The organism is Bythopirellula goksoeyrii (assembly GCF_008065115.1).
Lineage (GTDB): Bacteria > Planctomycetota > Planctomycetia > Pirellulales > Lacipirellulaceae > Bythopirellula > Bythopirellula goksoeyrii.
Genome location: NZ_CP042913.1, coordinates 90,262 through 115,854, shown reverse-complemented (window position 1 = coordinate 115,854; position 25,593 = coordinate 90,262). Strand labels below are relative to the sequence as shown.

The window sequence follows — 25,593 nt, the reverse complement described above, 5'->3', positions numbered from 1 at the left end:
ACTACCAGACTAAAAATCCACCATGAAGCGGGTTCCAAGGATTGTGTAATGGCCAGCAGTCAAGCCAGCAATGGGGAAATGATCGTCGATTTCTCCATAGATGGCGTTGAATTGCATACGAGCGTAAGCGTTCCAGTACCAATTTAACCCCAGAGTGTGGCTTGTACCAACTCCGCCAAGGACGTCTTGATCGGAAAAGTCGGCGTGGGACCAGCGATAAGCGATCTGCCAGGCCCCCCATCCACCACGGACTCCATCGTTGCAGGTGTCGACAAGAAAGAAATTCTCAAGTGGTTTTATGCGGTCGAGCGTTCCCGACTCACGATCCCAGGGCATGTAGTCCCCAGTGAGAAAATAAGCGATGTACGCGTAGCCGCCGTGGAAACGAACATCTTCAAACCCATCCCGATCAACCCAATTGTGTTGATACTCACCCACAAGTTGCACAGGCCCAAAATTCCAGACGTTTTCCAACCCAATCAATTGATAATTGTCTGCGCCAGCGATCTGCCCCGTGTCAAGCCAACGCCTCGTTGATCGTGCTTCAGGGCGAGTCCTGAACTGGGCCTCGTTCGGCCCACGACCTGGAGTACCGGAGCCATCCGGGTTTGCCAGTGTACCGGCAACAGCAAAATGGCCATAGCCTCGACCATCGGAAGGCTCGTCGTACCAGAAGGTGGTTGCCAATCTTCCTGCACCTTCGCCTTGGAAATGGTCGCCCACATAAACTCCTTCATCTTGGATTAGTCGTTGGTTAAACACACCATAACGCCAGTTCCAAACGAGATCGTCAGAGTATCCATAAGCACAGACGCCCAATCGACGAGCATCTTGGTTGAAGCCTTCGATAACAAAAGGCCGTTCCAAGAAGACGTTGTAGCGACTACTGTTCAAGTGATCCAAGCCATAGGGTCTTTTCTGGTTGCCGACCAGTAGCGTTTGTACCATTGGGATGTCATTCCATCCGAGATAGACGTCTCGAAACTCGGAGTCGTTACCCGCAGCGAACTCCATCTCGATCTTGTACTCCATCGTCTTCCACAAGCTGCCCGCGACTCCGAATCGAACACGGCGAAATCCTAACCGATCCTGTGGTGTAAGATTGGGGTCCCCTGTTTCGAACGCGTTCGTCCCGGGAGAGTTCCCTGGAAAACTCCACTGATCCACATGGATTCGACCACTGAGTTTCATGCTCTCTTCACCGTGGCCCATGACGACGTAACTCTTCAGCTTCTCTTTTACACCAGAATAATTTTCCTCGAGCTCTTCGTAGTTTTCATTCAATTCAGTAAAGTTTTTCTCGAGCTTCGCAAACCGTTCTTCGAGCGATAGTTCTTTGGGAGGTTCGTCGAGGAGGAAAGAATCAAACGCAGATGGTTGAACAACTGCTTCGTCTTCTCCGGAAGAAAGCGGGTCTAATCTAGAATCTTCAATTGCCACTGAAGAGGAAAGCATCAGACTACTGGCAAACAAGATCACGAAGAGACACGACTGCACTCTTCGAAGAATCTGCCCAGACGTTCTATTGATGTTTCTCATGTTTCAACGACTTGTTTGATCGGGACTGAGAAGTGAGGGCACACTTGCCCCAGCAAGCGACATAGATCCCCTACAAAGGGAATAATCGGTACGACCGTTCCCGGCAAAACGGTTAAGACTCCTACAATTAACACAATCTTCACAATTGACATGGAAATACCCGAAAAACCGTAACCTCTTACCTCAGCTGTAATATTTACCTGGCCCGCAAAGTTTGCCAGAAAAGCGGTTGTGGGCCCATTGGGCGTATTGGCAGCCAGAATAGTAACCTCTCGTTATAATCAAGTATTCCATCGCACATTACGCTGAATTCCCGAACTCGAAGGCTGATCTATGGCTTCTGTTACCCTAGAAAATGTTTCCAAGATCTTTCCCGGCGATGTGTATGGAGTCCGGGATTTCGACCTACAGATTCGGGATGGTGAATTCCTCGTATTGGTTGGCCCCTCGGGGTGTGGCAAGAGCACGACCCTCCGGATGATAGCAGGGCTGGAGACGATTTCAGCAGGCACTTTGAAGATCGGCGATCGTGTGGTCAACGACGTTCATCCCCGCAGCCGAGACATCGCGATGGTGTTTCAAAATTATGCACTTTATCCCCACATGACTGTATTCGATAACATGGCATTTGCCCTCAAAATGCGTAAGACGCCCAAAGCGGAGATCAAAGAGCGAGTTGCCTGGGCAGCAGGTTTGCTGGGCTTGGAACCTCTCATGGCCCGCAAACCCAAGGCGCTTTCAGGCGGACAGCGTCAAAGGGTGGCGCTGGGAAGAGCTATCGTGCGGAAGCCAGCAGTATTTCTTTTCGATGAACCCCTGTCGAATCTCGATGCGAAACTACGTATTGAAACACGGGCGGAAATCAAACGGCTACACCGTGAACTCGGTACGACTACCATCTATGTAACCCATGATCAGGAAGAAGCGATGACGCTGGGTGATCGGGTCTGTGTCATGTGCGACGGCTTGCAACGTCAATGTGCTCCTCCGTTAGAGATCTATCGCAATCCTGCAGACCGATTCGTGGCTGGTTTCCTTGGTATGCCTTCGATGAATTTTTTTGAGGGGCATCTTGAACGGACGGACGGGCAAATTTGGTTCGACAATGTTGATGTCCGACTACGCACGGAGGGTGCGCTGAGTGAGTGGCTTGGGAGCGAAAATCGGCGTGATATCGTAGCGGGAATCCGTCCCGAAAGTTTTCAATTTAATGGATCGGAAGCGGCCTCCGAGGGCAAGTCGATTTCTGCGACTGTCCAAATTGTCGAACCATTGGGGAGCCAGATGGATGTGTATCTGGTGCTCAAATCAGGGGCTCGAATAGTGTGCCGGGTTCCTGCTCAATCCCTTGCCGAGGGGAAATCGGTTGCATTGCGGGTGGACCCTGAGGAAATTCATCTCTTCGAGCCGAGAACTGCCGAAGAACCGTATGGCCGGAGTTTGCGGGTTGAGGAGGAGTTGGTGTGAATAGGTCTCAAAACTATGAACATCCTCGCTAGTTAAAACGCCATGTGTTGAGGGAATCACGAATGCAGATGTGCATTCGCCCAGGAAAACGATCTTGACTTGGCAGATTGACTCTAAATCACGCCCGCCAATTCCTGCAGCACGTGCCAATTTTCGAGGCGGTCTTGTTTGGCGCGGAGCAGGGTCTCCGACGGATTGCCTTTGGCATCGAAATGCTTGACAAAGCGGCCTTCGCTGCGGGCGAAGTCGAGAAAGTCGACCGTTTCTCCTGTCTTGGGATTGGTGAACCAATCATCTTTCATCGAGGGATTGCCTTGAAGAGAAAGTCTTTCCTTGATTTTTGTGCCCTTGTTGGGATCGTACACCAAGAGAGGGAATGCTCTGGTGTCGACTGCTAGCCGGGCCTGCTCGCCGGCCATGTTGTCTCCCACGCCGTGCTCGGGCTGACAGGTGGTGTAGCAATTGACGATTGCTGGGCCATCGAATTCCAAGGCCCCTAACACTGCTTTGTAGAAGTGATTCGAGTGTGCAGCAGTTGTCTGAGCCACAAACGTGTGAGGATGCATCATCGCGATCTGAGCGATCTCTTTGCGCCTTTCTTGTTTGCCATCAAGCATCTTACCGTGATTGCTCATCTTGGTGTTCTGTCCGGTGAAACTGCTCGTCGAAGCCTGGCCTCCCGTGTTCGAGTAGACCTGCGTATCAAGTACAAACACTTTCACATGCAGACCTGAAGCGAGCAAGCGAGAAAGGGATTGGAAGCCAATGTCGAACATCGCCCCATCGCCCCCGATGCACCAGAGCGGTCTATCTTGCCATCCCATCTGATTCCAGCGAAGGCGAACACCCATTGCATCGGCCGGAGCATTTTCAAAGAGTGAGTTGGTCCAGGGAACTAGATAAGGGTTATATGGATAGGTAGAGGTATAGACTGTGTTGCAGCCCGTAGCCGCAACGATTCCCCATTGGTCTTTGTACTTCGCACCGGTGGCAGCACACAGCATCCGCAGCGCAGTCCCTTCGCCGCAACCAGCACAGGAGCCTGCCCCGCCCACATAGATGTGGGTTTGCTCGCGGAGCATCATGTCGATTAGTAGGTTGTCGTTGATATAAGTTTCATCTGAGGGACCGACTTCCTTGAAGTAGCGATGACTTCGGCGGATTTGTTCCATTACGGGTTCGGTCTTGGGAATCATCTCCAGAGCCAGATCATCGCAGACTTTCACACATTCAGCGCAGCCCTTGCACTTACTGGGATCGATGATGATAGCAAAACGCCCTCCTTCTTTTCCTTTCTTTTTGGGGCCGTCGTAGTACTTGCGCGGACGGGACCACTGCGACTCGAACATCGTGCGGTCCTCTTCGTCAGAGAAGTGTCCTAGTTTTTCCTCTAGATCGGGTTCAGCGATCACCTTAGCCAGAATTGCCGTATCGGGGCACTGCGTCACGCAATCCATACAGCCCGTGCAGTTGTCGGGGATATACTCAGGGATCTCAGGAGAAACATAGCTGAAATCACGTAGTGTCGCCGTACCAGCGGGAACTAGTGAACGAGCCAGTGATAGATCGGCAGGTAGTTGTGTTGCCCCATTCCCTTCTTCATAACCGCGGATCACTCGCTCGTTGAACTCGCGCGCATCCAGGACTGGCAATTCGACATCGATATAACTCTTGTCGACTAACGTGCCGTAGCAATTGTTATTGTGCGGATCGCGGGGATGAGCCTCGTTCATCGAGCTAGGATGGTTGACAGTAGCCATGAAATATCCCTTTCTCTTGCCGACAGAGTCGGCAGTATAATTCACTATTGAAGCTTAACCTGTCCGTTCGTTTCTGAACGTATGTATTCAGATGGCACTTCCTGGATTTCGCTGTACCCACGTTTGACGCAGGTGAGATTGTCCTGGACAACTTGCTCGCCCCGCTTGCCAAAGTATTTGCGCAGTGCCTTTTCCACGCCTGCGTAGACTGCTTGATCGTCCATGCCACTCATTTCACGATATGGAGTGAGTTTCAGGAATGCACCGAGCAAAACGATACCTTGCATACGCATCTGCAGGTCAGAGGCGGTCGCCACCTCCCGTGCGATTGAGACCATATCGATGTAGTAGATGTGGATTCGTTTCTCGCGAATGGTGTTTTTGTGCGCCTCTGGGATGCGCGCCCACACGTCGGCTGGATTGTTGTAGGTGCTCTGCATGAAGATCGCTCCACCATCGACCATCCCCTTGAGTGGGTTGCCGTTGAAGAGGGCGTTCGTGTCATTGAGTACCGCGAGGTTGACATATTCCAGCTCGCTGTGCGAGTAGATATGGCTATCGGCAATCGTGAGATAGTACGTCGTTGGGAGCCCTTTTTTCTCGGAGCCATACTTCGGGTAAGCCTGCACGTCTTTGCCAAAGACTTGGCCGGCTATTGTGGCGATCACTTTGTTGGTGGTGACCGATCCAAACCCGCCGACCGAATGGCCTCGCATAGAAAAAGCATGCGGCGGCCGCAGATCGGGATCGTCATCGGAAGTGATCGCCAGGGGATGCTTGATGCCGACGCAGAAGTAATCTTGGCCTTCCTCGATCATATTGTCGAAGATAGCGTTGATATCACCAGGACGTACATCGCGACTTCCCAGTCCGGCAGAGCCGGAATAGATCATCGGAACTCGATCAATTTCCTCCTGACCATTCTGTCCGGTGACCGCATCACAGAACGCCGCTTTGATTTCACGGGTCAGATGATTCCCAGTGGTAGAAAGCGGATCGTCCATCCGCTCCAGGACCGCAAACGCCTTGCAGTTTTTCAAGGATTCGACGATTTGTCTCGCGGGGAAGGGACGGAAACAGTGAATATTCAGACACCCTGCCTTGATTCCGCGCTTCTCACGCAGATAGTCGATTGTTATCTGGGCGGTTTCCATGTAGGAACCGATACCTACCAGGATGTACTCGGCATCTTCACAACGGTACGGGATCACCATGTCGTAATACCGGCCAGTGTTGCGATAGAACTCAGCAAATGCGTCCATGAGTGCCGGTGCGACCTGGTCGTAGTACCACCGCTGGGCGATCTTGCCTTTCATGTATGAATCCTGATTCTGCACGACTCCTGACATAAGCGGACTGGAGGGGTCCATCAGGTTCATCAGTTTGTCTTCAGGGCGACCGATGAATTCTTTCATGAATTCCGGTTCAATGAGTCGCGCACTTTCGACCGTGTGGGTCGTAAGAAACCCGTCCTGCACATTGAAGAACGGAGTCTGAGAAGCCTCTGCTGCACGACGGGCAATCAGACACAGGTCACCTGCCTCCTGGGCATTTCGGCCAAATAAGACACCCCAACCACAATCGGCCACGCTCATCACATCGTCGTGACCTGCATGGACATTCAAACTGTGGCTAGTGAGTGCCCGTGCACCGATATTGAACACCACGGGCAAACGCTTGCCTGATATGGTGTAGAGCACTTCTTTCATCAGAACGAGGCCCTGTCCCGAGGTGAAATTGGTAACGCGTCCCCCGGCTACTGCAAAGCCTTCGCAGAACGTGGCCGCCGAGTGCTCGCTCTCCGGTTCGAAGAACAAGAGCGGGTCACCCCACAGGTTGGTCTCTCCATTTGTGACCGCTTGGTTGAACCCGCCTCCCATTGTGGTGGAGCTAGTGATCGGGTAGGCCCCTGATCCCTGGCTGATATGGATCTCGACCCAGACGACGGCCTCAGCTCCGTCGCAAGTTGTGGGAATTCCTGGGTAGGGAAAGCCTTTCGCTTCATCCAGCGTGAAGTCTGTGGCACGATCAACAGAATCCGTCGCCATACAAATTCCTCCGCAAGAGTTTCGCCCAGAGTTTCTTCCCCCCTCCCCCGATCAACTTATTACGGTGGGGAATCCCAAGCGAACCGAGCGCCGATTGCGCTGGCCAGCGTGGGGAAGATTCTATTGGCTGTGAGCCGGTTGCCCGGCGGAACTATTGGTTGCGGCAGGTATTGCAGGAACCGAGTTGCGAAGTTTGAAAAGAAGACTGCAAGACTGCCGATCAAGATCGCGAAACTTACGAGTCAAAGAAAACAAATCTAGATGAATAGAGGAAAAGTCCAACCACCCCTCATCGTACACAAGGCTGCGGTCATTGCAAGCAGATGGAGGGTCGTGGATCTCACATCCCGTGTTGTAAAGTCTTTGGCTGCTTGATTTAACGGCGCTTCAATAAGGAATGCTGGATGGCCCTGCACAGAGAGAAATAGGGATCCAACGCGACAAATTGTCTACTCTTGTAAAGACAATTGGAACGCTCATGCGACGATTTCTTGAGGATTTGCCTCAGTCCCACAGATTCTCTAGCAATTCTTAAATCTACTGTCGGGAGGAGTTCCGTAGTTTCAAGCATACGGAACGGTTTGCAGCTGAATCTGTCGTACTGCTGAGTCGAGAGATCAAAGTGCGAACCGTGTAACAAGAGCCCACCAAAAAGACTAGAGGATGCCTACTGTGATGAGATCCACAATTTATATGCTTGCCATTGTAATGGGTTTCGTAAGCCTATCTTCTCAATCGTCCGCTGAAATGATCTATGGGATTGCCGAATTGGGCTCCCAGAATCTTGTGAGGTATGACTCTACCTCGCCTGGAAGTATTATTTCGAGCATTGCAATTTCTGGATTGCAGGCCAATGAGTCAATCAAAGGAATAGACTTCCGTCCCGCGACGAATCAACTCTACGCCCTGGGAAGCTCAAGTCGCTTGTATCAGGTGAATACCAACACAGGCCAGGTATTTGCCGTGGGTACTCCATTCACTCCCACGCTGAATGGGACAAGCTTTGGTTTCGATTTCAACCCTGCAATCGACCGTATAAGGGTCGTTGCGGAAACAAATACGAATACCGTGTTGAATCCGAACGATGGCACAGGAACCGGCGTTACCAATTTGTTTTATGGTGCTGGTGATCCAAATTTCGGAGTTGATCCTAACGTTGTTGACTCAGCCTATACCAACAGTTTTTCTGGCCCACCCAACCCCCAGACTCCAGCTAGGACGACGCAGCTCTATGGCATCGATACGGGGCTGGATATTCTCGTGACCCAAGCCAACTCGGCGGGAACTTTGGGGACAGTAGGAGGACTCGGTTTGGATGTAGTTTCTGTAGGGGGATTCGATATCTCTCCGATTGGTAACCAAATCGCGTACGCAGCACTCTTGCCTGCGAATGCCACGAATTCACGACTCTACACGATTAATCTAGGGACAGGTCTAGCTACGCAAGTCGGTGAGATCGATGGTGGTCTATTCATCTCGTCGTTGGCTGTCGCTCCAGACAGGATTGTGCAGCCCGATATTCCGGAACCGACTTCTATGGTTCTCGTTCTCACAGGATTAGTTGGAGTGATTTCATTACGACAGAGGAGAGCCTAGGCTATACCAGATAGCCTGAAGCAAACGATACCGAGCCCAGCAATTGTTGGGCTCGGTGTTTTACTAGCGAATCCTACTATTGCCGAACGCGAAGGTAGTGGGGAAACCGAGTTGCTCAAGGGTGTCGACGCTGTCCGGAGCATAGGAAAGTCCTAGGGACAAAATAGGCGTGCTCCAACACCTTCGAAAAGTAGTCCACTGCCTCCTTGGGAGTTTCCAGAGAGCAAAGTTGACGCTGCCCTTCCACTCGTCGGTAAGCACATTTCCTGCCACCCGAATCTCAAAGAGACTGTTGGCTCGTTGGTTGCAGTAAAAGCTTGAAGTTTTCAGAGGACAGGTTATCCATAACGTCTTCCAAGTATGGGGAAATCGGTGGTGCGCCTCTGTATACTAAGGTGCGGAGTTGGCTTGCAAATAGGGCTCAACAGATTCGAGTTGTATGTTTGAGCAGAGTGCTCCGGTATCAGTTCTCGAGTCAGCTCACTGGAAAAACCACAGAAAGGGTGACCATCAAGCATCCACTTCATGCGCATAGATTAAACAGGGAGACTACTCTCAGATGGTCGTTGTCTCTTCTGCCCCCTGGATATAGGTTTTTCCTTTATAGAAGTTTGACCAAGCGACATAGATGAGTGCAGTTACTATCATGACCCAGGTAAAGAACCAGAAATAATCCGCACCAACTAGAATGTCATTTCCACTGTCTCTTTGACTCTTAATGAACGAGTTGACGCCTGAGGTAAAAACATTTCCAAGGGTGATCGACAAGAAATAGACTCCCATGATAAAGGATTTCATTTTCTTGGGTGCTTGGGTGTAAGAAAATTCTAGCGCAGTAATTGAGACCATAATCTCGGCAGCCGTCATTAAGACATAAGCGAGCAACTGCCAGCTCAAATGGGGTGTCTCTCCCGCATCAATTCGCATTTGAGTCCAGGCAACAACGGCGAAAGCAGGTCCGGTGAGCAGCAGGCCCAAGCCAATTTTCCTTAATGGGGTTAATCGCCAAACCTTGTTTATTGCAGGGTAAATGACATACGCAAAAAGAGGGATAAAAAGCATTACCAAGATGGGGTTCGCCGCCTGAATCTGAGCGGGCAAGACTTCATATCCTAGCATGTTGCAATTCAGATCGCGTGCCTGGTGAACCCAGGAAGATTGCGTTTGGTCGAACAGGGCCCAGAAAGGTGCAAGCATTAAATACAGGGGAGCAAGATTCGCAATGGCCAACAGACCATCCTTGCTGATTGTTTCGGTGAAAAACTTTCTGCCACCTGCCGGAATATGAACAAACTTGTTCCTACCTAGCCAAAACGTAAATGTTGCGATAGCCATCAAGACGCCTGGCACTCCAAAAGCGACTCCAGGTCCGTAATGTACCAAGAGCCAGGGGGTGAGTAGCGTAGAAAAGGTGGAGCCAAAATTGATCGCGAAGTAGAACCAACTGTACACATTCGAGAGCAGGTGTTGATTCTTTGCGCCAAATTGATCGCCAACGTGGGCAGAGACACACGGTTTTATTCCGCCCGCTCCGAAAGCAATCAGCCCCAACGCGACGGCCATGGTTGCTTTGGGACTAATACCAGTCATGGCCGGGTAATCAGCAAGGGCCATAACCGCATGGCCTAAGCAATAAAACATAGACAGCCACAGTATTGTGCGATACTTGCCCAGGAGCCAGTCGGAGAGAATTGCTCCAATCAAGGGCAAGAAGTAGACGGCAGCCACAAAATTATGTTGCCACACATTTGCTGTGTTGTCGTCCATAGGATCCAGATTGCCACTGGAATCGAGCAGATGAGTGGTCAAGAAGACTGCCAAGATAGCCCTCATCCCGTAAAAGCTAAATCTCTCTGCAATTTCGTTGCCCACGATATAGGGAATGCCGCTTGGCATCTTGTCAGAGAGTAAGGGCTCTATGAGATATTTGCTGGTAGGTGTGGGCACGGGAGGGATTTCTTTGCTCATCGAAAATCCAGAGTGTCAGGATGATAGAATTGGGGGCCGAGACGGCAAGTGTAATCAAAATCGGCAATAGGGGCAGCAGCAATATTGGCAAGCGAAAAGTCGAGAGCAGTCAGCTGAGTGTCCAGAACCACTCTGCTGACGCTAGGCTCTCAATTAGAATGTCCAATACCTCTGTCGCTGGGCTCCCTCGGAGTTGCTAGATCAACCGACTTCTTGCAGCAATATGGGCATTGCTCGCCGATGATGTAGTCGGGCGACTGCTGATCTTCCTTTGAGAGCAGTTCCTGACATACGAAGCACATCTCAGTGTCCGTCTCCTGGAGATTGGCGTCTAGGGCCACGCGTTTGTCGAAGACGAAGCATTCACCGTTGTAGTGTTCGTTGCCACATTCTTCGAAATATTTGAGGATTCCGCCGGATAGCTGGTACACTTCACGGAAGCCGGCCTGCTGCATGAAAGGTCCCGCCTTTTCGCAGCGGATGCCACCCGTACAGAACATGACGATCGGCTGGGCTTTCGTTTCGGGTGGCAATTTCTCCACAGCGGTGGGGAAGTTCCGAAAGTGGTCAACGCCGATTGGCTTGGCATTCTCAAACGTACCGAGTCCGACTTCGTAATCATTCCGCACATCAAGAAGCAGGCATGGTTTGCCCTCGTCGAGCCAAGACTTGAGTTCGGTCGGTGATATCTTTTTGGCCGGAGCATTCACGGGATCAATATCCGGCATGCCGAAGGCAATGATCTCTTTCTTGACCTTCACCAACATCCGGCTGAACGGTTGTGTGTCGCTGGTGCTTTCTTTTACTTCGAGCGAACCGATTTCCTTGTCGCTCGTTAGGGTGTCGAGCAACTGCCGAACGTCGGCTGACAGCCCTGCTACGAAGAGGTTGATCCCTTCCGGGCTGAGCAGAATTGTCCCTTTTAGGCCAAGTCTGCGCGCCAGCTCCCGCAATTGCTCCCGTCGCTCGAATAAATCCGTAAGCGGGACAAACTTGTAGGCAGCCACATTGAGAAACTGCGATTGTGGAGTACCTCCGCAAAATTCTGCTTGATCCGAGTTCATCTACGTTCTATTTCTTCCTCAATGACGGTAGGATTCAGGCTTTCAGCATATACAATTGGGTGACAATTTTCATCTCCTTTTTCAAGCATCGAGGGACCTATGCAACTTGTCCGCTGGGGAATACTGAGTACCGCCAAGATTGGCACCCAAAAAGTGATTCCAGCCATGCAGCAAAGCGATTTGTGCGAGGTGCTGGCGATTGCATCGCGGAATCAAGCTACTGCCGACGAAGCAGCCACGAAATTGGGAGTTCCCCGGGCCTACGGCAGCTACGAGGCCTTGCTGGCCGATCCGGATATCGACGCCGTCTACAATCCCCTGCCAAATCATCTGCATGTACCGTGGTCCATCCGTGCCCTCGACGCGGGGAAGCACGTGCTATGTGAAAAACCCATCGGACTATCGGCGGCTGAAGGGGAGAAATTGCTCGCTACGGCTTCCCGGCATCCTGAACTCAAGGTGATGGAAGCCTTCATGTATCGCCACCATCCCCAATGGCAAGCTGCGAAGCGACTTGTCGAGGATGAGGAGATCGGCGCTTTGCGAGCCATCCAAGTGGCGTTTTCCTACTACAACGTGGACCCCAAGAATGTGCGCAACGTCGCGGAGATCGGCGGCGGAGGGTTGATGGACATCGGTTGTTACTGCATTTCGCTTGCGAGATTTCTCTTCGACACCGAACCGAAAAAGGTTTGTGGTCTAGTAGAAAACGATCCGAATTTTGGCACGGACCGGCTAGCTTCTGCCATTCTGGATTTTGGAACAGGACAGGCATCGTTCGTTTGCTCGACCCAGATGGTCCCTTACCAGCGTGTAAATGTTTTCGGTACCGAGGGACGCATCGAGATCGAGATTCCATTCAATGCTCCGCCGGATCTACCCTGCAGAATATGGCACGAGAAAGAGGGTGCAACAAATGAGGTCGTGCTCGACGTTTGTGACCAATACACTGTCCAATGTGACTTGTTTTCATCGGCAATTCTGAACGATACCCCAGTGCCGACTCCCTTGAGCGATGCAGTGGCGAATATGCGTGTCATCGAGGCGATTAGGGCCAGTGCAAGTTCTGGCAAATGGGTCTAGGGGTTTCCACGGTGCCTGTTTTCGGTGACAGGCATAGAATGCATTGGTTTCGTTCCCAATTCTAGCTTTTCATTGTAGGGCTCGTATCGTGGCTACCAGCGTTCTCGATTTGTTCACCATTGGCATTGGACCCTCGAGTTCTCACTGCGTTGGGCCGATGCGCGCAGCGCGGTTCTTTGCCGAGCAAATGCAGGACTTTGGGGTATTGGCAAAAGCTCACAAAATTGAAGTCGCCTTGTACGGATCACTAGCACTGACTGGCCTGGGACACGGGACGAACCGGGCCATCCTGCAGGGGCTCGCCGGCGAGACTCCCGAAACGGTGGAACCGGAGAAAATGGAGTCATTTCTCGTCGAGGTGGAATCGACGGGAGAGTTGGCAGTGCTTGGCCACAAGATTCCTTTTTCTCAGCAGGAGCATCTTGAGTACTTGACGAATGAGCAACTCCCCTTACACAGTAACGGGATACGCTTCTCAGCTTTTGACAGCGCTGGCTCCGAGTTGCTGCAGCGAGTTTACTACTCGGTTGGTGGCGGATTTGTTGTCGATGGCGATGGCCAGCCCTTGAAGCAAACCGAGCTGCGCCGTCCGCTGGCCTTCCCTTATCAATCGGCAGCAGAGCTGCTTTCGTTTGCCAGTGAATCAGGTTTGCGGATAAGCGAAATAGCGAGAGAGAATGAGAGATCCTTCCGCAGTCCTGATGAACTCGAGACGCGATTGGATGAAATCTGGATGGTCATGCAGCAATGTGTTGTGCGGGGTTGCCGAAAGCAAGACCAACAGACGAGCTATTTGCCAGGTCCCCTGAGGGTGCGTCGGCGAGCGCCACAACTCTATCAGAAATTGCAGTCAGCTCCACTTGCTTCGAACGGTGATCCCCTGTCTCCTATCGATTGGGTGGATGTGTTTGCCTTGGCCGTGAGTGAGGAAAATGCTTGTGGCGGTCGCGTCGTTACCGCTCCCACCAATGGGGCTGCCGGAATCATCCCGGCTGTGTTGCACTATTTCCATCGTTTTTGTCAGGGGGCCGATCAAGAATCTGTTCGACGTTTCCTGTTAACGGCTGGAGCGATCGGGATTCTCTACAAGCAGAACGCCTCAATCTCAGGCGCAGAGGTAGGTTGCCAGGGTGAGGTGGGGGCTGCTTGTTCGATGGCGGCAGGTGCTTTGGCGGAGGTGCTTGGTGGCAGCCCGGCTCAGGTGGAGCAGGCGGCCGAGATCGCCATGGAGCATCACTTGGGACTTACTTGCGATCCCGTCGGTGGCCTTGTGCAGATTCCTTGTATTGAACGCAATGCGATGGCTGCTTCCCACGCGATTCATGCGGCACGATTGGCATTGCGCGAAGACGGTCAGCACCGTGTATCTCTAGACCATGTCATCGAAATCATGCGTCAGACAGGCGCAGACATGCTTTCAAAGTACAAGGAAACATCGCAGGGCGGGTTATCGGTCAACTCGATCGCATGTTGAATAGGGCGGATGTTTTGAGGGCCCAATCTGCCTACTTAGAACTGGTGATATTGGAAGTGGCACGCTGCTCGCCTTCGACAAGCAGGTTGTCGACCAGGTCCTCGATGACTTTGTCGCTGGTTGCACCCTTCCAGTTCAACTCACCTTGCCACCAGTGGCGAATGTAGCCGTTCTTGTCCACGACATAGACGGTTGGCCACATCGTGTTACCCCAAGCTTTCCAGTTTTTGGACTCCAAGTCGATCAAGATCGGGAATTCGAGTTCTTGATCTTGTGCAGCAGATCTAACCGCAAGTGGATCACGTTCGGAACTTGTTTCGGGGGTCTGAATACCAACCACTACTACGCCCTTGTCGGCCAAATCTTTGTGCCAACGTCGATAGATGTCAAAATTGGCATGACAATTGTGGCATTGAAAGGCGTAAAAATGAACCAATACGACTTTGCCTCGCAGTTCGGCCATCTTCAGTGGTTCTGAATTGAGCCAATGTTTGACATCGACGAATTCGGGAGCCATCGGATAAATGCGTTTGAGTTTCGTCGTATCGAATGCATCGCCGAGAATTTCGCTGAGTTGCTCTTGTTGGGAGGGGGTGAGGTACTTGGTCAGACCTTCTCGCTCTGCTTCCGTAGCTTTTAGCAATTCGGATTGATATGCGGGGATCTCAGGGTCGCCGTATTGGGTGTTTTGCAGTTTCTGTTCGGCAACTTGGACATCACTCGCTAACTTGGCGAGACTTTCCTGTTCGGCGGGTTGCAAACCGATCTGCTTGGCAAGATCAACTCTTAAGAGCATCCGTCCGGCTTGGGAGTAGTATTCAAGTTGCTGGAGCCGCTCCTGTTGGTCAGGCCTGGTATTGGTGCTAAACCAATCCCAGATGCGGCCTTCTAGTTCAGCAACAATTGCAGATTGTTGCTGCCACGGCAGGATCCTCGCGGCAAACCAGCGACTGTCGATTTCCGAGAAGAGTTTCTCTAAATCGGTGACTTGGACATCGGACAATCCCAGTTCCTGGTGAACTTCTGGGGCGTGCACAATGCTCAACAAATGACGCGGAATCAGACTTTCGTATTGCCCAAGTTCAGCCGGAGCCCGAGCCGCCGCGACAAGCGGAACTGCCAACAGCACCAGTGTACCGAAGAGAACACATTGTAACTTCATTGAGGATTTCCTCCAGTTAACCGATAAAAGCGTTCGCCTACTGATGAGTCAGTCGCTTTCAGGGTGCGGAATCTTACCCATATTCTATCCAATCTCGGCCCAAGCTGGCCAGGAAGATACCCATTTCGCAGGAATGAATTGCAGGAAACGAGGTTGCAAGGAATATTCTGGTCTGCCCCCCTCTCTCTACTGGGCAAGAATTTAGGTTCTAGAAGAAGCCGTTACTTTCATTCCGCCGAAATATTCTCATTTTCTCAATGGTAACGGTTGTAGCGGCGGCAGGTGATGATTTTCTGCCACATCTTCGCTCTGGAGCACGTTGCATTTACGCAACGCGTTGTATTGTTTTCCAGACCCGCAGATTTTGCCCAACCTAAATTGCCCCCGTGACGGGCAAGGTCAAGCAGTCCTGCGGTAGTCAGTCTTTCAAATCCCAGTTCGAAGAAGGCACTGAAATGAACACCACTTTCCCCCACGATTTTAGTTTTAGCAAGTTCCTGCGACTTGCTACGGTCGCTTTGCTGTCCTGTGTTGCCATGGCCGCGTTTGCCTCGGCCCAAGTCCAATGCGACGAATGCAGCATGTGCAACAGCTGTCTGAATTGTTGCAATTCGGCCCCTGAATTGTGGGTAATCAACACCCGCCATGTCCCCAAGTGTTCGAACCTCGACCGAGGATTCGAGTGCATCACCTATCAGCGGTACGACCGTTGTCGAGGTTGCTTCGTGAAGGAATCCCGTGAGTCGTTCCTGGCTCAAGAGGCATCGATGCCTACCATGTTCTATCTGCATGGCAATACTCTAAAGCACAAAGGTGCGATGAAAGGGTTTTGGGATCTGTACGACAAAATGAGATGTTGCCCCGGTTGCAAACGGCTAGTCTGCTGGTCATGGCCTGCGCAACGTGTGTATAAAATGAAGGGGTTGCGGTTCCGAGAGATGGTTCAAAAGAATCTTCGGATCAAGTATGTATATTCCGAATATCAAGGATACTACTTGGCAAAGCTCGTTGATCAAATGAGCCTCACTCAACGCGTAACTCTTTCGGGCCATAGTTATGGTGCGATCAGCTGCTCAGTGGCACTGCACTTGATGGGCGGCGGCTGTACCCGCGGCTTGACCCTGGCAGGGGCTGAGCCCGTCGAGCGGCACAACTTACGTGCAGCGATGATTTCCGGTGCGTTTGACTACGACATGCTATTGCCAGGACACCGATACGGTCAGGCATTTGTTGCAGCGGAAAAAATATTCTCCACGTTCAACTGTCACGACAAGACACTCAAGAAATGGCCCGACACTTCATGGCATGGTCGCCAGGCCCTAGGCTTCATAGGAATGCCAGCACGTTGCCTGGGTGAGTATCGTCATAAGCTCTGTCAGATGAATACCTACCCTGAGAATAAAAAATCGCATTATCTGTCAGCTCACTTGAAGAATAACCGCTTTGTTTCAGCTCTCTGCTGCATCGCTTTTGGCGGAAGCAAGCCAATGATCGCTAAGGTAAATGTGGCTACCGAGTTGGCCAATGCGTCTAAAGAAACGGCGAAAGAGGAAGAGCCGCTGCCTGCTATAGATGACTTGGCCATCGAAGCCCAGTCCGCTGCAGACACCGAGGAAGTGGCTGAGGAGAAGCAAGCTCCCTCCAACCGTGTGGCAAGCTCAAAGACTTCGAGATCAGGGAGTCGTTCCAGCCACCGCCGTAATGGGGTGTTTGGTTCCCGAAGGTAGGAAGTACCCATGCTGCAAGAATCGCAGTGTATATTCGCGTACTTGTTCATTCTTCGGCATGAGTTGATGGATCCCTTTTGCCAAAACGAAATCACTGGCACCTGCCAGTTGAGTCGTCTCGACTGATAAGAGTCCATCGTCGTCGCCAGGGATGGCGGCGAGGTAGCCTTCGCCGTCACCGTGACCACCTGCGATGATGCCGAATTCGAAACTGGGCGTCGTGAGTCGCTGCTCCAACGTTTGCCAGCCTTTGCCTGGAGCAAGTTGTTGCAGCGGCTCGCCGGCGAATAGCTGAGCGATCTTGCTTTCAGAAAAATTGTCGGCCATTGAGGCTCCATGATTCGGCGGGGCGATCATGACGAATCGATTGTAGGTAAAGTCTGGCTGCTCTGAGGCAGGCAACGATGCCAAATCGGTCAGCGCCAAACGGATGACGATATTGCCCATGCTGTGGGCGACAAAATTGACCGTCTCCACGCCGTCCAAATGTCGTAAAACGCTGGTAAGAGACTTCGCATGTTGGTCGATATCTCCTACCGTCGAGGGATAGCCAAAATTTACTACATTGAAACCGCCCTCTTCCACAAGATACTCAGCTAGGCCATCCATCATTTGGCGGGCCGCTCCGAGACCATGAACTAACACAACGACTTCCTTAGGGAGTGCCGGAAGTTTCTCGACTTGCTTGGCTCGCTCCAATTCGGCAAGGCAGTTTTCGAAAGTGCCAAAAGTTCGCCGTCGATCATTGGCATCGATCAACCGGTAATGCCCAATACTGGAGTGCCTTTGAATCCGCCAGCCGTCATAGATTACCTCATCAGACCAGACGAATCGGCCGCCGAGAGTCTGGCTGCCAATGCCAAAGAGTGCCGGCTCGGCGTTCGCATATGCTGCCAGAAGAGTTAGAAAGAACAGGCTCTCGATTACAAGAGCGGCGAAGTGGTGGTGTTGGCGGGTACTTTTCATGATTGGCTCCTCTTCCTGGGGATTAGCCGATGTCCCAAAAGCAGATGGTGGGCGGGACAATTAGCTAGCGTGGATTGTACTCCTTCGGGCCCAGCAGCCCAACTACGTTTACGGGACCGCGGGGTCGAGAGTTCGTGAGTGTTGAGGAAATCGTTCCTGACCCTTGGGGAAACAGCATTTCCAATGATTCCCCGCATCTCTCACCTGGATGACTCGCATTCGCCCTGGGACTCCAGTACGCTAGGGAAATGGCAACATGCACCTATGATTTCGATGTAATTGTCGTCGGCGCAGGTCACGCGGGGACCGAGGCGGCGTTGGCCGCTGCACGTATGGGGGCTAAGACGGTTCTTCTCACCACCAACTGCGATACCGTCGGTCAAATGAGTTGTAACCCGGCGATCGGCGGCGTGGGCAAGGGGCAGATTGTCCGCGAGATCGATGCCCTCGGAGGCGCGATGGGATGTGCGATCGATGCGACAGGCATCCAGTTCCGCATGCTCAACCGGCGCAAAGGCCCGGCCATGCACAGCCCACGAGCCCAAGCCGACAAGAAACTCTATCAAGCCGAAATTAAGCGGTTCTGCGAAGAGCAACCAAATCTTTCGCTACGGCAGGAGGTGGTCGAGGATCTTCTGACCGAAAAAAGTGGCGAGGTGCCCCGCATCGTCGGCGTCCAGGTTCGAGGCGACGCGGTCTATCGTGCATGCGCTGTCGTGCTCACCACCGGTACATTCCTCCAAGCCTTAATGCACACCGGTGAGACGAAGACCGCAGGAGGTCGCGCGGGGGAAGGAACCACGGGGGGAATTAGTGGGGCGCTTGACCGATTGGGAATTCGCCTCGAGCGATTCAAGACCGGGACGCCGCCTCGCCTGAATGGCCGCACCATCGACACCAGCCGCACCGAGTTGCAGCCAGGCGACGATGAGCCACAACCGTTTTCGTTTCTCAATGACCGCATCGAGGTCGAGCAACTTCCCTGCTTCATCACCTACACCAACGAGCAGGTGCATGATTTAATCCGCGCAAACCTCGAACGAGCCCCCATGTACAGCGGACAAATCAATTCTTCCGGTCCGCGCTATTGTCCGTCGATCGAAGACAAGGTCGTGCGGTTTGCCGACAAGTCGCAGCATCAATTGTTTCTCGAACCAGAAGGCCGAAACACGCAGGAAGTTTATGTGAATGGTGTCTCGACCAGCCTGCCACGAGATGTGCAAGACGCGATCTTTCGCCTGATACCGGGTTTGGAACACGCCGAGATCATGCGCTATGGCTACGCGGTGGAATACGACTACGCTCCCCCCGATCAGCTACGCGTAAGCCTGGAATCGAAGCTGGTTAAGGGTCTGTACTTTGCTGGGCAGATCAACGGTACTACCGGCTACGAAGAAGCCGCTGCCCAAGGGCTCGTGGCGGGTGCCAATGCAGTGCTGGCATTGCGAGGTGATCCTCCCTTAGTACTCGACCGCGATCAGGCCTACATCGGCGTACTCATTGACGATCTGGTCACATGCGGCGTCGATGAACCCTACCGTATGTTTACCAGTCGGGCTGAGTATCGCCTGCTCCTTCGGCAGGACAATGCAGATCGGCGACTCACGGCGCTGGCCCATGAGCTAGGATTGGTCGATCTCAACCGGTTTGATCACTTTGAACAGAAACGTCTCGAAATTGAGGCCGCGACGGAGTTGATTGAAAACACCCGTTGCGATGGAACGCCGCTGGCTCAAATCGTGCGTCGCCCCGAGATCGCGTGGTCGGACATTGTAGGAAGGCTGCCCCAATTGGCGGGCCTGGGCAAGCAAGTCGCCGAGCAAGTGATGAATGACCTAAAGTATGCTGGCTATATCGCACGACAAACTGTCGAGGTCGACCGGCAGCAGCGACTTGCGGAAAAGCGTATCCCCCAGAGTTTCGACTATGCCCGTCTCACGCAGCTTCGCGCCGAAGCGCGGGAAAAATTCCAAAAGGTGCAACCGGTGAGTCTTGCCCAAGCAAGTCGAATCAGTGGTATTACGCCTGCTGACATTGCTTTGTTGATGGTGCATTTTGAGGGGAAAGCACCTGTGAGGTAGTTGGTTTTCTACCGATCATCCTGAATTGGAAGTCCAGGCAGGCGGGCACCATCATCGGCAGAAAAATACGGCTTTAGCTAGCTTGAGATCATAAGGTGTTATGAGCTAATACGTTACAGAGAATTGATCTCTGTTGACGGGAATTCAAGGGCGGCTATAATTCGTTCAATTGGCAATTCAGGGGATATCGGCAGACACGGAGAACATTGCCGTCTAAATAGCCTTGCTTATTTGAGGCGGCAATCAATGGTTGGGAAGACTACGCACTTCGGTTGTGTGTTGTTGAAAACTAGGTGATTTGGACAGGATACACTTCTATGTCAAATTGTCACACCGAATAGTCCAACCTTAGTTCTTGCTGCTGCCCTAGTTTATCCTGCTTGCCTTTTTAATTCCCTTGAAAGTACTACTGGTCCTTTCACCATCGACTAAGGAGAGAGGTGGTTCGAACTATGAAGACCGTATTCACTACCGGCGAAGCCGCGAAGATTTGCAAGGTCAGCCAGCAAACGATTATCCGCTGCTTCGATTCGGGGCAACTCAAGGGTTTTCGGGTGCCTGGCAGCAGATTCCGGCGGATTCCCCGTGAGCAACTCTATGCCTTTATGCGGGACAATGGGATTCCTACCGATGCCCTCGACAGTGGACGCCGCAAGGTTCTAGTTGTTGACGACGACGAAGATCTGGTCGAATTGATTGTAGACGCCCTTGAACGCGATGGCCGATTCGATGTCCGTAGCGTCAACAACGGCTTCGGCGCTGGCATGTTGATCAAGGAATTTCGCCCCGACATGATCGTGCTGGATGTCATGCTTCCAGACATCAATGGTAAAGAAGTCTGTACGCTAGTTCGCAGCCAGAAGACGATGGACGACGTGCGGATCATCTGCATCTCGGGCATGGTCGAACAAGACAAGATCCAAGAGCTTCGCGATGCAGGTGCCAACGACTTCATGAAGAAGCCGTTTGACGTCGATGATCTGGTCGGTCGGGTCTGCCAATTGCTAGATGTCGAGACCGCTTCAACCTGAGTGCGACTCGCCTAATTTTCGCGGGGGCCGTGCCGGATGGATGAGCTCGAACGGCAAAAGCTCGATGCGATGAAGGAGCTGGCGTACGGCGCAAGTCACGAGATCAACAACCCGTTGGCCAACATTGCCGCGCGTGCGCAGTCGTTGCTGCGCGAAGAATCGCATCCTGATCGCCGACGGTCTCTCGAGGCGATTCATCAGCAGGCGATGCGCGCCCACGAAATGATCTCCGATCTGATGCTATTTGCTCGGCCACCTCAGCTAGTTTGCGAACCATTCGATTTGGTGGAATTGATCTCCGGCGTGATCTCAAACCTAGCTGCTGAGACCAATACTCGCCAGATTCAGTTGAAACTAGAGAGCTCAGAGGAATCGATTCGGATCAAAGCAGATCGACAGCAGTTATCCGTGGCAATAGGTGCGGTCTTGGACAATGCACTGGAGGCGATTGGTCGCGACGGAAATATTTTAGTTGCGCTCAGTTGCTCGGATGAATCAGTAGCAATAGAGGTGACCGATGACGGTCCCGGCATCTCTGCCGAAGTCCGCAAGCACATGTTCGATCCTTTCTACTCAGGTCGAGAAGCGGGACGTGGTCTGGGGTTTGGACTCAGCAAGTGCTGGCGCATCGTTTCCGAACATGGTGGCAGCGTGGTTGTGGAAAGCGCAGGCGAGTCAGGAGCGACGATCACCATGCGTTTGCCGATTGAGTCAGCATCGTAGCCCCCGACTCTGCGAGTCGAAATCATGATTGCTGCACTTACCACTCGGAGAGTGGTGCTACAATCTGCCGGAACTGCGCATGACTTGTTCCGGCCTACTATTGCTCGCCATCTCTCAGCAAATCTTCTCCGTAGCCTGGTGGAAAAGGGTTTGTGAGGTCTGTCTCCACTTCGCGAGTTCTCGGTTTTGTCGGTTCGACAGAGTCGGTAGCCTCTGCCGCCATGCCTTCGGAAAACTTGTCGACCCAATATGCGATCTCTGCCTCTGTAAGCGACCTGACAGGCTTGTCAGGAACTAGAGTACCCGGCTGATTCTCAGCTTCCTGTCTTCTTTGCCAGATTTCACCATACCAGCGATCGCTATCGATATGTGATGCCCGCCGTCGGCGGGCTGCGCGTTGGATGCGGTGATCACTCGATACGACCAGTAAAGACCGTGGAGCTGTCTCTGCGAGAATCAACTCTTCGATCAATGCATCGGCATCGGCATACTCTGCCGCATACCTAACGATGATCCCCTGATACGTCAATGTTCGAGGCAACCCAGGCGGTGCTTCAGCAGCATCGAAGACAATGGTGGTCAGAGAACGTTCTTCATCCGGAATCGAGTTGGCGAGAAAACTCAGAAGCGCTTCTCGTGATCTTTGGAATGAATTGGGTCCGCCTCCCCCTCCAAACCCCGTCACATGCAACAAATTGTAACCATCAATGAGAAGAGGCATGATTGAGATGGGGGAGGAAAGAAGCGGCTAAATTCTTCAAATCGCCGAGGAAGGACTTTCATTATAGTCATGCCATTCGCTGTATTCTTCGTGGAAGAAACGCGAAATTTGGTGATCGACACCGAATACCGATGCCAACAGTGCGGCGCGGATCCACATGCCATTGCGGGCCTGGCGGAAGTAGACGGCCCGCGGGTCATTGTCGATTTCGGGTGGAATTTCGCCGAAATGCTGATCGCGCGGGAAAGGGTGTAAAATGGGAGCATAGCGTTTCATGCGGCTCACAAGTTCGAGATTCAACTTGTAGCGCGACAAATCCAACGCGGCAAACTTCGCATCCTCGTCGGCCGCATTGTGTTCCTTCTGTATGCGTGTCATGTAGAGCGCATCGAGTTGCTCGATGACGGGTACTCCCCCGACCCGTTCGTCAAACGACTGCACTTCTATTGTTCGCACCCCGCGGTCGGCCAGTCGCTGGCGCAAGTCGTCGCGGAGCGAAAGCGTCGGATCGTCGGGCGAGACGAAAATTAGGGTTACTCCCTCGTAATTCCCCAGCAAGCTGGCCAGTGATCGCACGGTCCGACCCCGACCAATGTCTCCACAGAACCCGTAGACCTTGTGCGACAATCCTTTGGTCAGATCTGGATGCTCCCGGCGTAGTTCGTCAAAACGAGTAGCGGCGGGCGAGTCCTGTGGGCGAGAGAATTGAAAAGTGCGTTGCAGCGTGTAAATGTCTAGCAGTGCCTGGGTCGGATGTTCGTCCGATCCGGAACCCGCGTTAATGATCGGTACACTGCGGTTGCCCGAGGCTTCTAGATCGTTCATCAAGTAGGCACACGACTCTGCCAGTCGGGCAAGTTTGCTGCGCATGATAATCAGATCGAAATAGCTGGAGAACATTCGCAGTGAGTCAAATCGGGTCTCACCTTTGGTCTCCGAGGAGGTCGTCGGATCGCGGACTTCGTTACAAGTGATCCCAAGAATCTGGCAAGCAGCCATGAATGAGAGAAACGTGCGGGTCGAGGGCTGTGTGAAATACAACATGGCCCGTTTGTGATTCAAGAGGCGGATCAGGAAATCCTGCCCTTCACGCATCTTGGAAAGGACGCGGATCTTGTCGGCCGTTTCGGCCAAGTCTTCGAGCATCGCAACCGAAAACTGGCCACTGAAAATCACGTGCCGCAGACGCTCGTTCCGCTCGAATTCGGGGAGCTTCATCCGCACTGGCCGCTCAATCCGCGACTCATAATGCAGTAAATCCAACTCGTCTTGCGTTGGAGCGGGACCATCTGGCAGGTCGTGCGACATCAGGGTAAACCTTTAAACTGGGCGGCATAGGATGGCAACGTCCGTTATCGCATAACGAGGAATTGATCGTCAAGCTTCCACTGCTATTCCCGCGCTGCCGTTGCTCGTCTTTTCAACAGAGTGGTTTCTCGTCTTTCCCGCGCAGGGGGGAATCCAGGTTCTTACCGCTGCCGTCTGGGTTCCCGCCTGCGCGGGAATGACAAGTCGTGTGCCGGCTAATTATCTGACACCCGCCAGCGGACCTGGAACAACCACATCACCGTACACAAGAGCGCGGCGTTGTACAGGATGGCAAACACCAAATGACCGAAAAAGAGAGGGAGTGAACCCTGAGGAGGCCCCGGCGAGCTTGCCACCTCGAGCGGCAGATTAAAGATTGCCACAAAGGGACTCGCAATCCCGGCAAGTTGCACGAAGTCCTCGGCAGTTCCGGATTTGCCAAAAAACTGGACGAATCGATCCGCAGCCAGCGGTACCAGAAAGAGGGTAATGATGATCAGATATGTGGCAAGCAAACTGGTCGAAGTTTTCTGGAAAAGGGTCGAACAGAAAAGCGCTGTCATCGCCGTCGTACAGCATGCGAGGAAGACTACGACAAAGTAACCAAACATCGTCGGCAGATTGTACCAAAAGTCCAGCGGCATTATGCAGGCCAGCACGACTGGCCACATCAGGAATGCCGTCAACACACTTGAGACCCGCAACCCAGAAAGCAATTTTCCCCACATCATCTGCCAAGGAGAAATCAGCGTGGTCAGCAACATGTCGAGCGTCTGGCGCTCCCGCTCGCTGGTCACACTTCCAGCAGTAAAAACTGGGCCGACAAGCATATTAAAGAGCAGCACGTAGGCAATATACCAGGGGGCGAGATGCTGTTTGAGAAAAAGTAAAATGCCCATCAACGGTAGCGCCAAACCCATGCTGATCTGGATCACCAGGCGAAGCATGAGGGTCCCCTGGCTGAAAATTTCGCTGCGGATTTCCTTGTCGTAGATCGGATTGGCATCCTCGGGGAGAAACGTAGTCCGCTTCGGAGGTGCGAACAACCGGTCGGGAAATTCTTCGCGCTTGATATACAATCCAACGGCAGATTCGGCTTCGGTGCCAAGATCAATCGCCTGTTGGCCGGCACTTCCCAGATCAGGGGCAGCCAGCAACCGCCGCGAAGTGTCGAAAAGTAACATCGCTGTGACGGAGAGGCAGGCTACTGGCACTACCCCGCAGACGACCACGAGTCGCGCCGGGCCCAACTGCTCAAGCGCCTGCCAGATAAACACCCCTAACATGGCCAAAGGGAGAATCAACAGATACGACACTACTAGCGAAGAAGAGGTCCGCGAGAAATAGCTGCTGCACCACAGGCTGATGGCAGTGAACAGCGCCACGGACGAAATCATCGCTACATACGCCGCGACTACTTCGAAGAACTGCACCCCTCCCAACGGCAAACAAAGCATCACAACTGGCAACGAACCAATCATCAACTCCGCCAGGGGGCACAGCGAAGCCGCCAATTTGCCGAACACAATCGCCCCCGGCTTCACCGGACTGGCCATCAGCATCTCGAAGCTGTCGCGTTCCTTCTCGCCGGTAATTGCCCCCGCAGCAAAGCTGGGAGCCATCAGCGACATGAGCATGTACTGCCCCAGAAACAATAGATTCACCAGCGGCTTGGCCTTGTCGGAGTTCGACATGTCCAACCGCTCCTCTGCAGGCCACGCAGCATAGACCAACAACCCCAGCAGCGCCACATAAGCAAACAACAGCACAAAAGTGCGGTTCATCCGCAAGTTGCTGACGAGTTCCTTCTGGAGCACAGGGTTTTCGAAGAGATACATGGGGGGACTGGGAGCTGGGGGCTTGAGACTGGGGGAA

General features: G+C 52.7%; 18 protein-coding genes. 8 read left to right on the top strand and 10 right to left on the bottom strand.

What is annotated here, in order from left to right; genetic code table 11:
• Positions 1-9: 9 nt before the first annotated feature.
• A complete protein-coding gene (locus Pr1d_RS00425; protein WP_238476598.1) occupies positions 10-1,455 on the bottom strand; it encodes an OprO/OprP family phosphate-selective porin in 1,446 nt (481 codons plus the stop codon).
• Positions 1,456-1,872: 417 nt separating this feature from the next.
• Between Pr1d_RS00425 and Pr1d_RS00420 the strand changes: the two genes are divergently transcribed.
• Positions 1,873-3,006 carry an ABC transporter ATP-binding protein gene (locus tag Pr1d_RS00420; RefSeq protein ID WP_148071658.1) on the top strand — a complete coding sequence of 378 codons (1,134 nt, stop codon included), beginning with the start codon at positions 1,873-1,875 and terminating at the stop codon, positions 3,004-3,006.
• A 113-nt stretch (positions 3,007-3,119) separates the two neighbouring features.
• Here the strand turns inward: Pr1d_RS00420 and Pr1d_RS00415 are convergent, their stop codons facing one another.
• On the bottom strand, positions 3,120-4,766 hold the full coding sequence (locus Pr1d_RS00415) for a thiamine pyrophosphate-dependent enzyme (protein ID WP_148071657.1): 1,647 nt from the start codon (positions 4,764-4,766) through the stop codon (positions 3,120-3,122).
• A gap of 44 nt (positions 4,767-4,810) precedes the next feature.
• Complete coding sequence (locus Pr1d_RS00410; protein ID WP_148071656.1) at positions 4,811-6,814, bottom strand: 2-oxoacid:acceptor oxidoreductase family protein; 2,004 nt, start codon at positions 6,812-6,814, stop codon at positions 4,811-4,813.
• Positions 6,815-7,489: 675 nt separating this feature from the next.
• Between Pr1d_RS00410 and Pr1d_RS00405 the strand changes: the two genes are divergently transcribed.
• Positions 7,490-8,410 carry a DUF4394 domain-containing protein gene (locus tag Pr1d_RS00405; RefSeq protein WP_168204980.1) on the top strand — a complete coding sequence of 307 codons (921 nt, stop codon included), beginning with the start codon at positions 7,490-7,492 and terminating at the stop codon, positions 8,408-8,410.
• 555 nt (positions 8,411-8,965) lie between these two features.
• Here Pr1d_RS00405 and Pr1d_RS00400 read toward each other — a convergent pair.
• Entirely contained in the window at positions 8,966-10,378 is a 1,413-nt protein-coding gene (locus Pr1d_RS00400) for a POT family MFS transporter (protein WP_148071655.1), read from the bottom strand.
• A 149-nt stretch (positions 10,379-10,527) separates the two neighbouring features.
• Positions 10,528-11,442 (bottom strand): oxygen-dependent tRNA uridine(34) hydroxylase TrhO, encoded by a 915-nt coding sequence (trhO, locus tag Pr1d_RS00395; protein WP_148071654.1) that lies wholly within the window; start codon positions 11,440-11,442, stop codon positions 10,528-10,530.
• Positions 11,443-11,541: 99 nt separating this feature from the next.
• Here trhO and Pr1d_RS00390 point away from each other — a divergent pair, with 99 nt between their 5' ends.
• Both Pr1d_RS00390 and Pr1d_RS00385 read left to right on the top strand, forming a co-directional pair.
• The gene (locus Pr1d_RS00390) at positions 11,542-12,525 is read left to right on the top strand and encodes a Gfo/Idh/MocA family protein (protein ID WP_148071653.1); all 984 of its coding nucleotides are present in this window, start codon (positions 11,542-11,544) and stop codon (positions 12,523-12,525) included.
• Between the two features lie 88 nt (positions 12,526-12,613).
• Positions 12,614-13,999, top strand: coding sequence for an L-serine ammonia-lyase (locus Pr1d_RS00385; protein ID WP_148071652.1), 1,386 nt, complete (start codon positions 12,614-12,616; stop codon positions 13,997-13,999).
• A gap of 31 nt (positions 14,000-14,030) precedes the next feature.
• Here the strand turns inward: Pr1d_RS00385 and Pr1d_RS00380 are convergent, their stop codons facing one another.
• Positions 14,031-15,161: a redoxin domain-containing protein gene (locus tag Pr1d_RS00380; protein WP_148071651.1), complete on the bottom strand. Its 1,131-nt coding sequence runs from the start codon at positions 15,159-15,161 to the stop codon at positions 14,031-14,033.
• Positions 15,162-15,616: 455 nt separating this feature from the next.
• Between Pr1d_RS00380 and Pr1d_RS00375 the strand changes: the two genes are divergently transcribed.
• Positions 15,617-16,888: a hypothetical protein gene (locus tag Pr1d_RS00375; RefSeq protein WP_148071650.1), complete on the top strand. Its 1,272-nt coding sequence runs from the start codon at positions 15,617-15,619 to the stop codon at positions 16,886-16,888.
• On the opposite strand, the gene Pr1d_RS00370 is transcribed toward Pr1d_RS00375, so the two are convergent.
• Complete coding sequence (locus Pr1d_RS00370) at positions 16,835-17,854, bottom strand: alpha/beta hydrolase (RefSeq protein WP_148071649.1); 1,020 nt, start codon at positions 17,852-17,854, stop codon at positions 16,835-16,837. The genes Pr1d_RS00375 and Pr1d_RS00370 overlap by 54 nt on opposite strands.
• 248 nt (positions 17,855-18,102) lie before the next feature.
• Here Pr1d_RS00370 and mnmG point away from each other — a divergent pair, with 248 nt between their 5' ends.
• The 3 genes from mnmG (at position 18,103) to Pr1d_RS00355 (ending at position 21,689) form a co-directional block, all read left to right on the top strand.
• Entirely contained in the window at positions 18,103-19,935 is a 1,833-nt protein-coding gene (gene mnmG, locus Pr1d_RS00365; protein WP_148071648.1) for a tRNA uridine-5-carboxymethylaminomethyl(34) synthesis enzyme MnmG, read from the top strand.
• Positions 19,936-20,387: 452 nt separating this feature from the next.
• Positions 20,388-20,966: a response regulator gene (locus Pr1d_RS00360; protein WP_148071647.1), complete on the top strand. Its 579-nt coding sequence runs from the start codon at positions 20,388-20,390 to the stop codon at positions 20,964-20,966.
• A gap of 36 nt (positions 20,967-21,002) precedes the next feature.
• Positions 21,003-21,689: a sensor histidine kinase gene (locus tag Pr1d_RS00355; protein WP_148071646.1), complete on the top strand. Its 687-nt coding sequence runs from the start codon at positions 21,003-21,005 to the stop codon at positions 21,687-21,689.
• 97 nt (positions 21,690-21,786) lie between these two features.
• Here the strand turns inward: Pr1d_RS00355 and Pr1d_RS00350 are convergent, their stop codons facing one another.
• The 3 genes from Pr1d_RS00350 to Pr1d_RS00340 form a co-directional block, all read right to left on the bottom strand.
• Entirely contained in the window at positions 21,787-22,410 is a 624-nt protein-coding gene (locus Pr1d_RS00350) for an NYN domain-containing protein (protein ID WP_148071645.1), read from the bottom strand.
• Positions 22,411-22,446: 36 nt separating this feature from the next.
• Positions 22,447-23,718 (bottom strand): aspartate/ornithine carbamoyltransferase family protein, encoded by a 1,272-nt coding sequence (locus tag Pr1d_RS00345; RefSeq protein ID WP_148071644.1) that lies wholly within the window; start codon positions 23,716-23,718, stop codon positions 22,447-22,449.
• A 215-nt stretch (positions 23,719-23,933) separates the two neighbouring features.
• Positions 23,934-25,556 (bottom strand): ABC transporter permease, encoded by a 1,623-nt coding sequence (locus Pr1d_RS00340; protein ID WP_148071643.1) that lies wholly within the window; start codon positions 25,554-25,556, stop codon positions 23,934-23,936.
• Positions 25,557-25,593: the final 37 nt, after the last annotated feature.

Bases quoted from the DNA above. Each gene is read 5' to 3' on its own strand.
- mnmG (WP_148071648.1), top strand. From the start codon at position 18,103: ATGGCAACATGCACCTATGATTTCGATGTAATTGTCGTCGGCGCAGGT.
- Pr1d_RS00390 (WP_148071653.1), top strand. From the start codon at position 11,542: ATGCAACTTGTCCGCTGGGGAATACTGAGTACCGCCAAGATTGGCACC.
- Pr1d_RS00420 (WP_148071658.1), top strand. From the start codon at position 1,873: ATGGCTTCTGTTACCCTAGAAAATGTTTCCAAGATCTTTCCCGGCGAT.
- Pr1d_RS00415 (WP_148071657.1), bottom strand. From the start codon at position 4,766: ATGGCTACTGTCAACCATCCTAGCTCGATGAACGAGGCTCATCCCCGC.
- Pr1d_RS00405 (WP_168204980.1), top strand. From the start codon at position 7,490: ATGAGATCCACAATTTATATGCTTGCCATTGTAATGGGTTTCGTAAGC.
- Pr1d_RS00360 (WP_148071647.1), top strand. From the start codon at position 20,388: ATGAAGACCGTATTCACTACCGGCGAAGCCGCGAAGATTTGCAAGGTC.
- Pr1d_RS00375 (WP_148071650.1), top strand. From the start codon at position 15,617: ATGAACACCACTTTCCCCCACGATTTTAGTTTTAGCAAGTTCCTGCGA.
- trhO (WP_148071654.1), bottom strand. From the start codon at position 11,442: ATGAACTCGGATCAAGCAGAATTTTGCGGAGGTACTCCACAATCGCAG.
- Pr1d_RS00370 (WP_148071649.1), bottom strand. From the start codon at position 17,854: ATGAAAAGTACCCGCCAACACCACCACTTCGCCGCTCTTGTAATCGAG.
- Pr1d_RS00380 (WP_148071651.1), bottom strand. From the start codon at position 15,161: ATGAAGTTACAATGTGTTCTCTTCGGTACACTGGTGCTGTTGGCAGTT.
- Pr1d_RS00410 (WP_148071656.1), bottom strand. From the start codon at position 6,814: ATGGCGACGGATTCTGTTGATCGTGCCACAGACTTCACGCTGGATGAA.
- Pr1d_RS00340 (WP_148071643.1), bottom strand. From the start codon at position 25,556: ATGTATCTCTTCGAAAACCCTGTGCTCCAGAAGGAACTCGTCAGCAAC.
- Pr1d_RS00425 (WP_238476598.1), bottom strand. From the start codon at position 1,455: ATGCTTTCCTCTTCAGTGGCAATTGAAGATTCTAGATTAGACCCGCTT.
- Pr1d_RS00345 (WP_148071644.1), bottom strand. From the start codon at position 23,718: ATGTCGCACGACCTGCCAGATGGTCCCGCTCCAACGCAAGACGAGTTG.
- Pr1d_RS00400 (WP_148071655.1), bottom strand. From the start codon at position 10,378: ATGAGCAAAGAAATCCCTCCCGTGCCCACACCTACCAGCAAATATCTC.
- Pr1d_RS00355 (WP_148071646.1), top strand. From the start codon at position 21,003: ATGGATGAGCTCGAACGGCAAAAGCTCGATGCGATGAAGGAGCTGGCG.
- Pr1d_RS00350 (WP_148071645.1), bottom strand. From the start codon at position 22,410: ATGCCTCTTCTCATTGATGGTTACAATTTGTTGCATGTGACGGGGTTT.